Raw genomic sequence first — 12712 nt, 5'->3', positions numbered from 1 at the left:
CGGTAGAAAAGCCGGATCGGGGCCGGTCCATGGATCGGACAAAGATGTGAACATGGCATTGCGCAAAGGTCGTTTCGAGGTCGTATTCGCCGAAAGCGCCGAGGATATCCGCGCAGCACAGCGTCTGCGTTGGCTGTGTTTCCTGCGCCGCGGGCATGATGGCCCCACGACCGAGGGCGCGCTGGACGCCGATGATTACGACGAAGGCTGCGATCATGTACTGATTCGCGAACGTGCCAGCGGCTCTATGGTTGGCTGTTTTCGGATGCTGACCCTTGCGGGAGGGGCCGAGATCGGGCGCAGCTATTCGGCCCGGCATTACAATCTGTCGCGGCTTAGCGGCTTTCAGGGCCGGATGGTCGAGATCGGCCGTTTTTGCATCCATCCTGAATGGCACGATCCTGATATCCTGCGGCTGGCCTGGGGTGCACTTGCCCGGCATGTCGATGAGCAGAAAATCGAGATGCTGTTTGGCTGCTCCAGCTTTGTCGGCACTGATGTTCATGGCTATGAGGATGCCTTTGCCATGCTGCGTGAGCGGCATCTGGCCCCGAAACGCTGGCTGCCGCGCGTCAAAGCGCCGCAGGTATTCCGTTTCGCCCGCGCGCTGAGGCTGCGCAAACCCGATCCCCGGCGGGCGATGGAGGCGATGCCGCCGCTCTTGCGCTCATATCTTGCGATGGGGGGCTGGGTCAGCGATCACGCGGTGGTGGATCGCCAGCTGGACACCTTGCATGTGTTCACCGGGCTTGAAATCCGGGCCATTCCTCCCGCACGGGCGAAACTCTTACGCGCGGCCGGGGCATAGGGCACCTTTGCATCTGGCGGGAAAACCTCCTATCTGCGCGGGCATGAGCGACAGATTCCAGTTTTCCGTGCTGGCCACTGATGGCCGTGCCCGTACCGGTGTGATCAACACGCCGCGCGGCGATATCCGCACGCCTGCCTTTATGCCGGTGGGCACTGCTGCCACGGTCAAGGCCATGATGCCCGAATCGGTGCGCGCCACCGGCGCGGACATTCTTCTGGGCAATACCTACCACCTGATGCTGCGTCCCGGCGCCGGGCGTATTGCCCGGCTGGGCGGGTTGCATCGCTTTATGAACTGGCCTCGTCCGATCCTGACCGATTCGGGGGGCTTTCAGGTCATGTCGCTGTCGAGCCTGCGCAAGCTGACCGAAGAGGGGGTGACCTTTTCAAGCCATGTCGATGGCTCGAAGCATTTTCTGTCGCCTGAAACGAGCATGGAGATCCAGCGCCAGCTTGGCTCGGATATCGTCATGGCCTTTGACGAATGCCCGGCCCTGCCTGCTTCCGAGGAAGAGGTCGCGAAATCCATGCGCATGTCGATGCGTTGGGCGCAGCGCTCGCGCGACGCTTTCGGCGATCGGCCGGGCCATGCGCTGTTCGGGATCATGCAGGGCGGCGTGACCCGTGAATTGCGCGAGGAAAGCGCCGAGGCGCTGAAATCCATCGGCTTTGACGGCTATGCCATCGGCGGTCTTGCCGTAGGCGAAGGGCAGGAGGCGATGTTCGGCGTGCTCGACTATGCCCCCGGCTGCCTGCCCGACGACAAACCCCGCTATCTGATGGGCGTGGGCAAGCCTGACGATATCGTCGGCGCTGTCGTGCGCGGCGTCGATATGATGGACTGCGTTCTGCCCTCGCGCTCGGGGCGGACGGGGCAGGCATGGACCCGCCGTGGTCAGGTCAATATCAAGAACGCGCGCCATGCCGACGACCCCCGGCCGCTGGACGAAGCCTGTACCTGCCCGGCCTGCACCGGATATTCGCGCGCCTATCTGCACCATGTCTTCCGCGCCGGAGAGATGATCTCGGGCATGTTGCTGACCTGGCATAACCTGCATTACTTCCAGGAGTTGATGGAGGGGCTGCGTCAGGCCATTGCTGCGGGAACATTGGCCGAGTTCGTGACCGAATTCGAGGCAATGCGGGCACAGGGCGATATCGAACCGTTATAATATGTCGGGTAGAGCCTTGAAATCTTGTGATGCTGCGATATCCCGAAAGAATCGCAGGCGGCACCCCGCCACTTGAAAGAACCCGATGCCCGCAAACGTCAAGAACGATCAGAAACACAATATCCGTACCATCACCACGACTGCCGAGCTGGCCGAGTTCTGCAAACTTGCCAAAGCCCAGCCCTACGTGACGCTTGACACCGAGTTCCTGCGCGAGCGGACTTATTATTCCAAACTGTGTCTGATTCAGGCTGCGCTGCCTCCGGCTTCGGTCACCAGGACGCCGGGTGGCGTGGCAGTGCTGATTGATCCGCTGGCCGAGGGGCTGTCGCTTGAGCCGCTTTACGACCTGTTCCGCCACAAGCCGACGGTAAAGGTCTTTCACGCGGCGCGGCAGGATCTGGAGATCTTTTTCCACGATGCGGGTGTCATGCCCGATCCGTTGTTTGACACCCAGATCGCTGCCATGGTGTGCGGCTTTGGCGAACAGGTCGGATATGAAACGCTGGTGCGTAAGATTGCCCGCCAGCCGCTGGACAAATCTTCGCGCTTTACCGACTGGTCGCACCGCCCTTTGTCCGATGCGCAGGCATCCTACGCGCTGGCTGATGTGACACATCTGCGCGCGATCTATGAATTCCTCTCGGCGCAGCTAGAAAAGACCGGCCGCGCGCCGTGGTTGGCCGAGGAAGTGGCGGTTCTGCTTAACCCCGAGACCTATATTACCCGCCCCGAGGACGCGTGGGAGCGGGTGCGCACTCGCTCGGGCTCACCCCGTTTCCTTGCGGTGGTGCGCGAACTGGCACGTTTCCGCGAGACCTATGCGCAAGAGCGCGACATCCCGCGCGCCCGCGTGTTCAAAGATGACGCGCTGATCGAGCTGGCCTCGACCCGCCCGCTGACCGAAGGCGATCTTGCCAAGTCGCGGCTGCTTTTGCGCGATGCGCGCCGGGGCGAGATCGCGAATGGCATCCTCGCCGCCGTCAAGGTGGGGGTCGAGACGCAGGATCTTCCCAAACCCGCACCAGAAGAGCCGGGCCGCCCCGGTAACGCTGCGCTGGCCGAGCTTTTGCGCGTGCTGCTAAAGGCCAAAGCTGATGCCGCAGGGGTCGCGCCTCGTCTGATCGCTTCGGCGTCGGATCTGGATGCCATCGCGTCGGGCGCACGCGATCTGCCCGCGCTGGCTGGTTGGCGGGCCGAGGTCTTTGGCAATGATGCGCTACGGCTGGCGGCTGGCGAAATTGCGCTTTCGGCCCAGAATGGTTCGGTCCGCGTCGTGCCGGTGCCGATCGCATCCTGATCGGATACGGGCCGGTCCGCCCAGATCCAGCGGGCGGATCGGGCAGGTCATGCGTTACTTGCGCGCGGCCTTCTCTTCGATGCCCGAACGGCCCTCGCGACGGTCAAGCTCATGCTCGACCTCGATCAGCGTCACATCGCGCGCGGCCAGCATGACAAGCAGGTGATATAGCGTATCCGCCGCCTCGCTGATCAGCCGCTCGCGGTCGCCTTTAACCGCCTCGATGATTGCCTCGATTGCTTCTTCACCGAACTTCTCGGCGCATTTTTCGGGTCCCCGCGACAGCAGCCGGGCGGTCCAGCTGGTTTCGGGATCGGCGCCACGGCGCGCTGCGATGGTTTCGGCCAGGCGGTAAAGGCCGGTCTGGGGCAGGTCACTCATGTCAGTCGTACCGGGATGCCCGCGGCGGCCAGATGCTCCTTGGCCTCGCGGATGGTGAAAGTGCCAAAGTGAAAGATCGAGGCTGCGAGCACGGCCGAAGCATGGCCTTCCAGCACGCCCTCGGCCAGATGTTCCAGCGCGCCGACCCCGCCCGAGGCGATGACCGGGATCGAGACGGCATCGGCGACGGCCCGGGTCAGCGGGATGTTAAAGCCGGATTTGGTGCCGTCGCGATCCATGCTGGTCAGCAGGATCTCGCCCGCGCCCTTGGCGGTGACGGTGCGGGCAAATTCAACCGCATCAATGCCGGTCGGTCGGCGCCCGCCATGGGTAAATATCTCCCATTTCCCCGGGGCCACGGTCTTGGCGTCAATGGCGCAGACGATGCATTGGCTGCCAAAACGGTCGGCCGCCTCGGCGATGACGTCGGGGTTTGCGACGGCAGCCGAGTTAAAGCTGACCTTGTCTGCGCCCGCCAGCAGCAGATCCCGCACGTCCTTATGGCTGCGCACACCACCTCCAACCGTCAGCGGCACAAAACAGGCCTCGGCGGTACGTGTCACCAGATCGAACATGGTGCCACGGTTTTCATGGGTGGCATGGATGTCGAGAAAGCAGATCTCATCCGCGCCAGCCGCGTCATAGGCGCGCGCTGCCTCGACCGGATCGCCCGCATCGACGAGATCGACGAAATTCACGCCCTTGACCACTCGGCCATCGGCAACGTCCAGACAGGGGATCACACGGGTTTTCAGCATGACGCCTTGCTACCTTGTCCTGCGCGTTCAGGCCAGCGCCTTCAGCGCGGCGCGCAGGTCGATCGCGCCGTCATAGAGCGCCCGCCCTGAGATTGCCCCGGCGATGACGCCTGTGTCGCGCAGTGCCAGCAGATCCTGCATCGAGCTGACGCCGCCCGAAGCAATAACCGGTATATTCACTGCCCGCGCCAGCGCTTCGGTTGCCGCAATGTTCGGACCACCCATGGCCCCGTCGCGGTCGATGTCGGTATAGATGATCGCGGCGACCCCTGCGTCCTCAAAACGGCGGGCGAGGTCTGCGGCCATCACATCGGTTTCCTCGGCCCAGCCGCGCGTTGCAACCCGGCCGCCGCGTGCGTCGATACCAACTGCGATCTTGCCCGGGAAAGCCATTGATGCTTCATGGACCAGCGCCGGGTTCTCCACTGCGACTGTGCCCAGAATGACCCGCGCCAACCCGCGTTCAAGCCAGCTCTCGATGGTCGCCATGTCGCGGATACCGCCACCCAGTTGGGCCGGTACATCGACGGCGGCAAGGATCGCTTCGACAGCGGCCGCGTTGACCGGCTTGCCAGCAAAGGCGCCATTCAGATCGACCAGATGCAACCATTCCGCCCCGGCGTCCTGAAAGGCGCGCGCCTGCGCGGCCGGGTCTGTACCAAAGACGGTCGCCGCCTCCATATCACCACGCAACAGGCGCACGCAGTTGCCGTCCTTGAGGTCGATCGCGGGATAAAGGATCATCGCATCTCTCCTGATAGCGTGGCGCACCTTTGCCACAGCCAGAGCCGATCCGAAAGACCCGTGGCCCTGCAACACGCGCCGCTAAAGCGACCCCACGTCAGGCTTGATCGGCGATATCCCGCACCCTCATCCTGCCGACATAACCACATCCCAGGGAGGGGAATCAGAATGAAGATACCGGCTTTCGCAGCCATGCTTTGCCTTGTCGGCACCATTGCCCAGGCCGACGGCATCAGCGGCATCTTTCAGACCCAGGCGAATGACGACGGCAATGTCGGCATGGTCGAGTTCTATGACTGCGGCGGCAAATATTGCGGCCGTCTGATCAAAAGCTTTGACAAGGCGGGTAAGGAAATCTCTTCGCCTCATACCGGCAAGAACATCGTCGCCGGGATGAACGATGACGGAGGCGGCAAATTCTCGGGTGGTACGATCTGGGATCCGGGCGCGGACAAAACCTACAAGTCCAAGATGCAGTTCGACGGCAAAACGCTGAACGTCTCGGGCTGTGTAGCGGTCTTTTGCAAGACACAGCGCTGGGTACGGGTCAAATAGCCCCGGCTTCTTTCGCGCCCAAATATCCCGGGGGAACGCCCCTGAGGCCCCGTTGAGGGGCCTCAGGGGCGTGGGGGCAGAGCCCCCTCACCCTCGCTCACGGGTTCCAGCGCAGAAAGTTGCCAATGATACGCAAACCCACGGCCTGAGATTTCTCGGGGTGGAACTGGGTGCCGGCGATATTGTCGCGCCCGACCACAGCCGTTACCGGCCCGCCGTAATCGGCGGTCGCCAAAAGATGCGCGGGATCGTTCACGCGAAACTGCCAGCTATGGACGAAATAGGCATGGTCCCCGGTCGAGATGCCATCAAGCAGCGGGTGCGCCTGCAGCACGGTCAGATCATTCCAGCCCATATGCGGGACCTTTAGCCCCGGCGCGCGGATGGGGTCGATTTCTCCCCCGATCCAGCCAAGGCCCGCGGTATCACGGTATTCATGCCCGATCTCGGCAAGCATCTGCATGCCGACGCAAATACCCATGAAGGGAACGGCGCGGGCAAGTACTGCCTCGCGCAATGCTTCGACCATGCCGGGCACGGCCTCCAGCGCCGCACGGCAGGCCGGAAAGGCGCCGTCGCCGGGCAACACCAGCCGGTCCGCGCGGGCAACCACCTCAGGGTCCGATGTCACGACCACCTCAGCACCTGTCTCGCGTCCCATGAGCGCGAAAGCCTTTTCGGCCGAGTGCAGGTTGCCGCTGTCGTAATCGACCAGCGCGACCCGCATCAGAGAGCGCCCTTGGTCGAAGGCAGCACACCTGCCATGCGCGGGTCGGGCTCGACCGCTTCGCGCAGCGCCCGTGCTATCGCTTTGAAGGTCGCCTCGGCAATGTGGTGGGCGTTGACGCCATGCAGGCGATCGACATGCAGCGTGATGCCGCCATGGGTCGAAAGCGCCTGAAAGAATTCGCGCACCAGCTCGGTGTCGAAACTGCCGATTTTTTGCGCCGGAAAGTCGACGTTCCAGCCCAGCCACGGCCGCGCTGACAGATCCAGCGCCGCCCGCACCAGCGCGTCGTCCATCGCCAGATGGAACGAGCCATAGCGCCGGATACCAGCCTTGTCGCCCAGGGCTTTGGTCAGCGCCTGACCAAGGGCGATGCCGGTATCCTCGACGGTGTGGTGATCGTCGATGTGCAGATCGCCCTTGGCCCGCACCCTGATGTCGATGAGAGAGTGCCGGGCCAGCTGGTCCAGCATATGGTCAAAAAAGCCAACGCCGGTCTGGTTGTCATAGCGACCGCTGCCGTCAAGATTGATCTCGACCTCGATTTCGGTCTCTGCCGTCTTGCGGGTGATCTTTGCGCGGCGCATCTGGCGTCTCTCCTCATGCAGGCTTGCTGTCTTATAGGGCCGCAGCCGCCGCCTGAAAAGCCGATGCGCAAGCAAGGATCCGACGGCAATTTCCGCCTGTTCTTGTCATATGGCCGACGCAATGCGAAAAGTGACGGGCGACCCGCAAAGGACGAGCGACCCGAAAAGGATCCTGGCCGATGAGAGATGACCTGAACGGCAGCGAACGGCGGTTGATCGCGGCCTTGGACCGCATTGACCAATTTATCGACCGTGTGGCGCAAACCGGCGCCACTTCCTCGGATGCACCCTACGCCGCGCCAGAGGGCGAGGCCGAGGCGCGGCTGCAGGAAATCAGCGCCGAAAATCAGCGTCTTTCACAGGAACTTGCGGTCCAGCACGAACGTCAGGCCGAAACCCTGGCGACCTGCGAGGCACGACTGGCCGAAGCGCACCAGCGCCTTGTTCATGCCGGGCAAGAGATCGCGCGGCTTGCCCGTGCAAATGAGGTGCTGGCGACTGCCAACCGCGCCCTGATCGAGGACCGCTCCTCTGACGAGTCGCAGGATGATATCCGTTGCGCGCTTGAGGCCGAAATCGAATCGCTTCGCGCCGCGCGTGATGCCGAACGCGCGCAGATGGACGATATCATCGGGACGCTTGATCGCATGATCGGCACCGCGCCGCTGCCTGCTGCGTCCAAGGGGCAGGATGGCCCGCAGGAAGGTTCCAATCTGGACGAGGAAAGGGGCTGAGCCATGGCCGAAGTCGATTTCTCGATCGGACACAAATCCTACACTCTGGCCTGTCAGGAGGGGGAGGAGCGGCTGCTGAAACGCGCTGCCTCACTGCTGGATAACGAGGCGCAGGCGATTCTGGCGCAGGCAGGCCGCATGCCCGAGCCGCGGCTGCTTTTGCTTGCCGGGCTGATGCTCGCAGACCGGACCTCGGCGCTTGAGGATCGTGTCGCCTCGCTGGAGCGTGAGCTGGCGCGGCACAAGACCAATCCGCAGCGGGTCGAAGTGCCGGTGGTGCCCGAATCGCTTGTCGAAGCGATGGCCGAACTGGCCGCGCGCGCCGAGGCACTGGCCCAAAAGGCCGAGGATCAACTGGCGGATTGACCTTTCCGCCCCGCAAGGAATGCAAGGCCGCTCCCACCGGGGCGGCCTTCCCATTTGGGCGATTCTACCCCGTCGCACGGCGCCTGTCTGATACGTAAACCCTGATGAGAGCTGCTCAGATTCGGTGGGCGATGCAGCGGGATATGTCTGAGCATTTTCCGAAAACTCAAATTAACATACTGAAAATATTAAATAATAAAAACGACAAGAGGGAACGTCTTTTCTGTTGAAATAAACGATAAAGTCTGTCGTAATTAAGGTCATGAGGAGAGCCTCATAGGCAGATTAAGAGGACAAGGCATCATGATCCGCAGCATTCGCGTGACCGACAGCCAACTGGCCCATGGCCGTGTGATCCGGCGCCATCTCGACGGCCGCCTGACGGTCGAGGATGGCACCAAGCGCATGACCGGCTACCCGCTGAACCCCGGTCTCCTGGATCGTTGCCTGGGCTTTTCGATGCGGCGTGTCGTGGCGATCGCGGCGACCATCGTGGGTATCGGTCTGGCCGGTCAGGCCTCTGCCGATAACTCGTTGCTGAACGTCAGCTATGACCCGACGCGTGAACTTTACCGCGCAGTAAATGCCGCCTTTGCCGCGAAATGGGAGGCCGATGGCCACCCGGCCCCCAGCATCGAGACATCACACGGCGGTTCGGGTGCACAGGCACGTTCGGTGATCGACGGGCTCAAGGCGCAGGTCGTGACGCTGGCGCTGGCCTCGGACATCGACCAGATCGCGGCCAAGGGCCTTTTGCCCGAGGACTGGCAGTCGCGCCTGCCGCACAACAGCTCGCCCTATACCTCGACCATCGTTTTCCTTGTCCGTGAGGGGAACCCCAAGGGGATCCAGGACTGGGGTGATCTGGTCAAGGAAGGGGTCGAGGTCATCACGCCGAACCCCAAGACTTCGGGTGGTGCGCGCTGGAACTACCTTGCCGCTTGGGCCTGGGCGCAAAAGAACGGTCAGGACCCCAAGGAATTCGTGACCGAGCTGTTCAAGCACGTTCCGGTTCTGGACAGTGGCGCGCGTGGTTCGACCACGACCTTTACCCAGCGCGAGATTGGCGACGTGCTGCTTGCCTGGGAAAACGAGGCTTATCTGGCGCTGAACGAACTGGGTGAAGACCGTTTCGACATCGTCGTGCCCTCGGTCTCGATCCTGGCCGAACCGCCGGTCGCGATCGTGGACAAGAACATCGTCGACGACGAGCAAAAGCAGCTGGCGGACGCCTATCTGAACTTCCTCTACTCGCCCGAGGGGCAGGCGCTGGCCTTCAAGCACTACTACCGTGCCTGGGATGAGAGCGCAGCGGATCCGGCGGACGTGGCCCGTTTCCCCAAGCTCGACCTTGTGACCATCGCCGACTTCGGCGGCTGGAAACAGGCCCAGCCCGAGCACTTTGGCGACGGCGGCACCTTCGACCAGATCTATTCGGGGAAGTAACCCATGGCGCTTGCGCTACGTTTGCAGAAATCTCCCATGCCGGGCTTCGGGCTCGGCATGGGTATTACGCTGGCGATGTTGTCGCTGGTCGTTATCCTGCCGGTCGTCGCGCTGCTGGCGCGTGGTGTCAGCTACGGCCCCGAGGCCGTCTGGGCGACGATCAATACGCCACGGGTCTGGGCGGCGCTTTATCTGTCGTTCCGGCTGGCGTTTCTGGCGGCGCTGTTCAACCTCGTCTTTGGCTCTCTGCTGGCATGGGTGCTTGCACGCTATGACTTTCCCGGCCGCAGGCTGATCGACGCGTTCGTGGATCTGCCCTTTGCCCTGCCGACAGCGGTGGCGGGCATCGCGCTGACTGCGCTGTACGCGCCGAACGGCACTTTTGGCAGCATTGCCAAAAGCCTTGATGGCAAGATCGCCTATACGCAGTGGGGCATCCTGATCGCGTTGATCTTTGTCGGCCTGCCCTTTGTCACCCGCACGGTTCAGCCGGTGATCGCCGAGATCGAGCAAGAGGTCGAAGAGGCCTCGGCCACGCTTGGGGCAGGGCGCTTTTACACGATGCGCCGGGTGATCCTGCCAATGCTGTTGCCCGCGGCGCTGACCGGTTTTGCGCTGTCGCTTGCGCGTGCGGTCGGCGAATACGGCTCGGTCATCTTCATTGCCGGCAACCTGCCGATGAAGACCGAAATTGCACCCCTGCTGATCGTCATCAAGCTGGAAGAGTTCGATTATGGCGGTGCCGCCGCCATCGGTATCGCCATGCTTGTCATCTCATTCTCGATGCTCCTGGTGATCAACCTCATCCAGATCTGGAGCCGACGGAGGATCGGTCATGTTTGACGGCTCGCCCGAGGATCATATCCCCGTTCCCGCTGCCCGGACCTCGGCCTGGCGTCCGGTGACGCAGGAAAGCCCGCTGGTGCGCGCGGTGCTGATCGCCGTGGCACTGGGCGGGTTGGCCATTCTGGTAGTCGCCCCGCTGATCGTGGTCTTTGCCGAGGCATTGGCCAAGGGTGCGGGCGAGGCCCTGCGATCGCTGGCTAAGCCCGAGGCGCTGTCGGCGATCCGCCTGACCCTGATCGTCGCGGCGATTACCGTGCCGCTGAACGCGATCTTTGGCATTGCCGCAGCATGGACGATCACCAAGTTCGATTTTCGCGGCAAAGCCTTTCTGATCACGCTGATCGACTTGCCGTTTTCGATCTCGCCGGTGGTGGCTGGCCTGGCGCTGGTGCTGCTCTTTGGCACCAACAGCCTGATTGGCGGCTGGTTGGTCGCACAGAACTTTCCGATCATCTTTGCCCTGCCGGGGATCGTGCTCGCCTCGATCTTCGTCACTTTTCCCTTTGTCGCGCGCGAGCTGATCCCGGTGATGATCGAACAGGGCCGCGCTGAGGAAGAGGCGGCGCTGACGCTCGGTGCTTCGGGCTGGCGGGTGTTTCTGACCGTGACCCTGCCGAATATCAAATGGGCGCTGCTATACGGCGTGCTTTTGTGTAACGCCCGCGCCATGGGCGAATTTGGTGCTGTCGCCGTGGTCTCGGGCAAGATCCGCGGCCAGACCGCCACCATGCCGATCACCATCGAGATGATGTATAACGAGTATTTCTCGGTGGCGGCCTTCAGCCTGGCGACGGTCCTGGCTCTGCTTGGCCTGCTGACCCTTGCGCTTAAGACCTTGCTGGAATGGCGCCATGCCGATCAGCTTGCCGCAACCCGCCGCCATTGAGGTGACCCATGCATATCGAGATTGACGAGATCGCCAAGACCTTCGGCTCTACGACCGCACTGCAGCCGGTCAGCCTCGCCATTCCTTCTGGGGCGCTGGTGGCGCTTCTGGGCCCTTCGGGGTCGGGCAAGACCACGCTTTTGCGCATTCTCGGCGGGCTTGAATTCCCGACCTCGGGCCGGGTGCTGTTTGACGGACAGGACGCAACCGGCCTGACCGTGCAAGAGCGTCGTGCCGGCTTTGTGTTCCAAAGCTATGCGCTGTTCCGCCATATGACGGTATTTGAAAATATCGCCTATGGTCTGCGTGCACGTCCGCGCCGTTCACGCCCGCCGCATGCTGAAATTGAGCGGCGGGTCACCAAACTGCTTGAACTGATCCAGCTGCCCCAGATCGCTGATCGCTACCCAAGTCAGCTTTCGGGTGGCCAGCGCCAGCGGGTCGCGCTGGCCCGGGCGCTTGCGATCGAGCCGCGGATGCTGCTGCTTGATGAGCCGTTTGGCGCGCTGGACGCCCGCGTCCGCAAGGAACTGCGTCAGGGCCTGCGCGAAATCCATGACACGACCGGCCTGACCACGGTCTTTGTCACCCATGACCAGGATGAGGCGATGGAGCTGGCCGATCTGGTGGTGGTGATGTCCATGGGCCGGATCGAGCAGGTCGGCCGTCCGCAAGACATCCGTGCCCGGCCCGCGACGCCTTTCGTGCGCGAATTCATCGAGGCCTGATCCCGCTTTCCCCTTGCCCGCATGGCGCGCTAGCCTTGCGGGCAAAATAAGGGGGGAGCCATGGATGCCTATGCCCATCTCAAGGTACTGGTCAGCCTGATCCTGGGCCTTGCCATTACCCGTGTTCTGTCGGGTCTGTCGCGCCGGTTGCAGTTTCCTGCCCGGACCGAGGGGATGTTCGTCCATATTGTCTGGTCAATGGTGCTGCTGCTGTCGGCGGTGCATTTCTGGTGGTGGGAATTCGCATTGCGCGACATCGCCACCTGGCACTTTGGCATCTATGTCTTTGTGCTGGCCTATGCCTCGCTGCATTTCCTGATGGCGACGTTGCTGTATCCCGACGCCCATTCCGAACATGCGGAAAGCGAGCGCTTCTTTATCACCCGGCGGCACTGGTTCTTTGGGATCTTCGCGGTCTCGTTCCTATTTGATCTGATTGATACGGCGATGAAGGGGCGGGCGCATTGGCAGGCTCTGGGTTCGGAATATCCGTTGCGCCTGCTGATCGGGGTCTCGATTGCCCTTTTGGCGATGCGGACCGGACGTCCCCGCAGCCTGCTGATTCTGGGTATCGTCTGGCTTGTTTATGATCTGTCATGGATCATTCGCCGCTATGATAGCCTGAACTAAGCGGGGTGGCGGTTCAGCCGCCAGCCAGTTGCCTGGCAAAAG

General features: G+C 62.5%; 16 protein-coding genes. 11 read left to right on the top strand and 5 right to left on the bottom strand.

The features are described from left to right. Window positions 1-52 precede the first annotated feature (52 nt). From F8A10_RS07190 to rnd, 3 genes are all read left to right on the top strand, one after another. Window positions 53-808, top strand: a complete 756-nt coding sequence (locus F8A10_RS07190) for a GNAT family N-acetyltransferase (RefSeq protein ID WP_227493349.1) — start codon at window positions 53-55, stop codon at window positions 806-808. 43 nt (window positions 809-851) lie between these two features. Continuing rightward, window positions 852-1982, top strand: a complete 1131-nt coding sequence (gene tgt, locus F8A10_RS07185) for a tRNA guanosine(34) transglycosylase Tgt (RefSeq protein ID WP_152366987.1) — start codon at window positions 852-854, stop codon at window positions 1980-1982. Between the two features lie 121 nt (window positions 1983-2103). Then, a complete protein-coding gene (gene rnd, locus F8A10_RS07180) occupies window positions 2104-3282 on the top strand; it encodes a ribonuclease D (protein ID WP_029371322.1) in 1179 nt (392 codons plus the stop codon). A gap of 54 nt (window positions 3283-3336) precedes the next feature. Here rnd and F8A10_RS07175 read toward each other — a convergent pair whose 3' ends face one another. From F8A10_RS07175 to hisA, 3 genes are read right to left on the bottom strand one after another with little or no spacing between them, the layout of a single operon-like run. After that, on the bottom strand, window positions 3337-3663 hold the full coding sequence (locus tag F8A10_RS07175) for a phosphoribosyl-ATP diphosphatase (protein ID WP_010392536.1): 327 nt from the start codon (window positions 3661-3663) through the stop codon (window positions 3337-3339). Continuing rightward, a complete protein-coding gene (hisF, locus tag F8A10_RS07170; protein ID WP_085501113.1) occupies window positions 3660-4421 on the bottom strand; it encodes an imidazole glycerol phosphate synthase subunit HisF in 762 nt (253 codons plus the stop codon). The genes F8A10_RS07175 and hisF overlap by 4 nt, the downstream gene beginning before the upstream one ends. Before the next feature lie 27 nt (window positions 4422-4448). Further along, window positions 4449-5165: a 1-(5-phosphoribosyl)-5-[(5-phosphoribosylamino)methylideneamino]imidazole-4-carboxamide isomerase gene (gene hisA / locus F8A10_RS07165; RefSeq protein WP_152366986.1), complete on the bottom strand. Its 717-nt coding sequence runs from the start codon at window positions 5163-5165 to the stop codon at window positions 4449-4451. Between the two features lie 168 nt (window positions 5166-5333). Between hisA and F8A10_RS07160 the strand changes: the two genes are divergently transcribed. After that, complete coding sequence (locus tag F8A10_RS07160) at window positions 5334-5720, top strand: DUF2147 domain-containing protein (protein ID WP_010392531.1); 387 nt, start codon at window positions 5334-5336, stop codon at window positions 5718-5720. A 97-nt stretch (window positions 5721-5817) separates the two neighbouring features. Here F8A10_RS07160 and hisH read toward each other — a convergent pair whose 3' ends face one another. Both hisH and hisB read right to left on the bottom strand, forming a co-directional pair. Next, entirely contained in the window at window positions 5818-6447 is a 630-nt protein-coding gene (hisH, locus tag F8A10_RS07155) for an imidazole glycerol phosphate synthase subunit HisH (protein WP_010392529.1), read from the bottom strand. Then, entirely contained in the window at window positions 6447-7034 is a 588-nt protein-coding gene (hisB, locus tag F8A10_RS07150; RefSeq protein ID WP_152366985.1) for an imidazoleglycerol-phosphate dehydratase HisB, read from the bottom strand. The genes hisH and hisB overlap by 1 nt, the downstream gene beginning before the upstream one ends. Before the next feature lie 179 nt (window positions 7035-7213). On the opposite strand from hisB, the gene F8A10_RS07145 reads away from it, so the two are divergent. From F8A10_RS07145 to F8A10_RS07115, 7 genes are all read left to right on the top strand, one after another. Further along, window positions 7214-7768, top strand: coding sequence for a DNA repair protein RecN (locus F8A10_RS07145; protein ID WP_010392527.1), 555 nt, complete (start codon window positions 7214-7216; stop codon window positions 7766-7768). Window positions 7769-7771: 3 nt separating this feature from the next. Continuing rightward, window positions 7772-8134: a cell division protein ZapA gene (locus F8A10_RS07140; protein ID WP_010392526.1), complete on the top strand. Its 363-nt coding sequence runs from the start codon at window positions 7772-7774 to the stop codon at window positions 8132-8134. Window positions 8135-8593: 459 nt separating this feature from the next. After that, window positions 8594-9580, top strand: a complete 987-nt coding sequence (locus F8A10_RS07135) for a sulfate ABC transporter substrate-binding protein (protein ID WP_029371318.1) — start codon at window positions 8594-8596, stop codon at window positions 9578-9580. A 3-nt stretch (window positions 9581-9583) separates the two neighbouring features. Then, window positions 9584-10423 carry a sulfate ABC transporter permease subunit CysT gene (cysT, locus tag F8A10_RS07130; RefSeq protein ID WP_085501109.1) on the top strand — a complete coding sequence of 280 codons (840 nt, stop codon included), beginning with the start codon at window positions 9584-9586 and terminating at the stop codon, window positions 10421-10423. Next, window positions 10416-11312 (top strand): sulfate ABC transporter permease subunit CysW, encoded by an 897-nt coding sequence (cysW, locus tag F8A10_RS07125; protein WP_010392523.1) that lies wholly within the window; start codon window positions 10416-10418, stop codon window positions 11310-11312. Before cysT ends, cysW begins: the two co-directional genes overlap by 8 nt. A gap of 8 nt (window positions 11313-11320) precedes the next feature. Beyond that, on the top strand, window positions 11321-12040 hold the full coding sequence (locus F8A10_RS07120; RefSeq protein ID WP_010392522.1) for a sulfate/molybdate ABC transporter ATP-binding protein: 720 nt from the start codon (window positions 11321-11323) through the stop codon (window positions 12038-12040). 60 nt (window positions 12041-12100) lie between these two features. Next, complete coding sequence (locus F8A10_RS07115; protein ID WP_010392521.1) at window positions 12101-12670, top strand: hypothetical protein; 570 nt, start codon at window positions 12101-12103, stop codon at window positions 12668-12670. The last annotated feature ends 42 nt before the right edge of the window (window positions 12671-12712 follow it).

Origin of the sequence: Paracoccus kondratievae (assembly GCF_009301415.1) — a bacterium.
GTDB lineage: Bacteria > Pseudomonadota > Alphaproteobacteria > Rhodobacterales > Rhodobacteraceae > Paracoccus > Paracoccus kondratievae.
Note: the sequence above shows the minus strand (reverse complement) of the source record. Positions and strands in the feature narration are given on the sequence as shown.

Bases quoted from the DNA above. Each gene is read 5' to 3' on its own strand.
- F8A10_RS07190 (WP_227493349.1), top strand. From the start codon at position 53: ATGGCATTGCGCAAAGGTCGTTTCGAGGTCGTATTCGCCGAAAGCGCC.
- tgt (WP_152366987.1), top strand. From the start codon at position 852: ATGAGCGACAGATTCCAGTTTTCCGTGCTGGCCACTGATGGCCGTGCC.
- F8A10_RS07175 (WP_010392536.1), bottom strand. From the start codon at position 3,663: ATGAGTGACCTGCCCCAGACCGGCCTTTACCGCCTGGCCGAAACCATC.
- hisF (WP_085501113.1), bottom strand. From the start codon at position 4,421: ATGCTGAAAACCCGTGTGATCCCCTGTCTGGACGTTGCCGATGGCCGA.
- hisA (WP_152366986.1), bottom strand. From the start codon at position 5,165: ATGATCCTTTATCCCGCGATCGACCTCAAGGACGGCAACTGCGTGCGC.
- F8A10_RS07160 (WP_010392531.1), top strand. From the start codon at position 5,334: ATGAAGATACCGGCTTTCGCAGCCATGCTTTGCCTTGTCGGCACCATT.
- hisH (WP_010392529.1), bottom strand. From the start codon at position 6,447: ATGCGGGTCGCGCTGGTCGATTACGACAGCGGCAACCTGCACTCGGCC.
- hisB (WP_152366985.1), bottom strand. From the start codon at position 7,034: ATGCGCCGCGCAAAGATCACCCGCAAGACGGCAGAGACCGAAATCGAG.
- F8A10_RS07145 (WP_010392527.1), top strand. From the start codon at position 7,214: ATGAGAGATGACCTGAACGGCAGCGAACGGCGGTTGATCGCGGCCTTG.
- F8A10_RS07140 (WP_010392526.1), top strand. From the start codon at position 7,772: ATGGCCGAAGTCGATTTCTCGATCGGACACAAATCCTACACTCTGGCC.
- F8A10_RS07135 (WP_029371318.1), top strand. From the start codon at position 8,594: ATGCGGCGTGTCGTGGCGATCGCGGCGACCATCGTGGGTATCGGTCTG.
- cysT (WP_085501109.1), top strand. From the start codon at position 9,584: ATGGCGCTTGCGCTACGTTTGCAGAAATCTCCCATGCCGGGCTTCGGG.
- cysW (WP_010392523.1), top strand. From the start codon at position 10,416: ATGTTTGACGGCTCGCCCGAGGATCATATCCCCGTTCCCGCTGCCCGG.
- F8A10_RS07120 (WP_010392522.1), top strand. From the start codon at position 11,321: ATGCATATCGAGATTGACGAGATCGCCAAGACCTTCGGCTCTACGACC.
- F8A10_RS07115 (WP_010392521.1), top strand. From the start codon at position 12,101: ATGGATGCCTATGCCCATCTCAAGGTACTGGTCAGCCTGATCCTGGGC.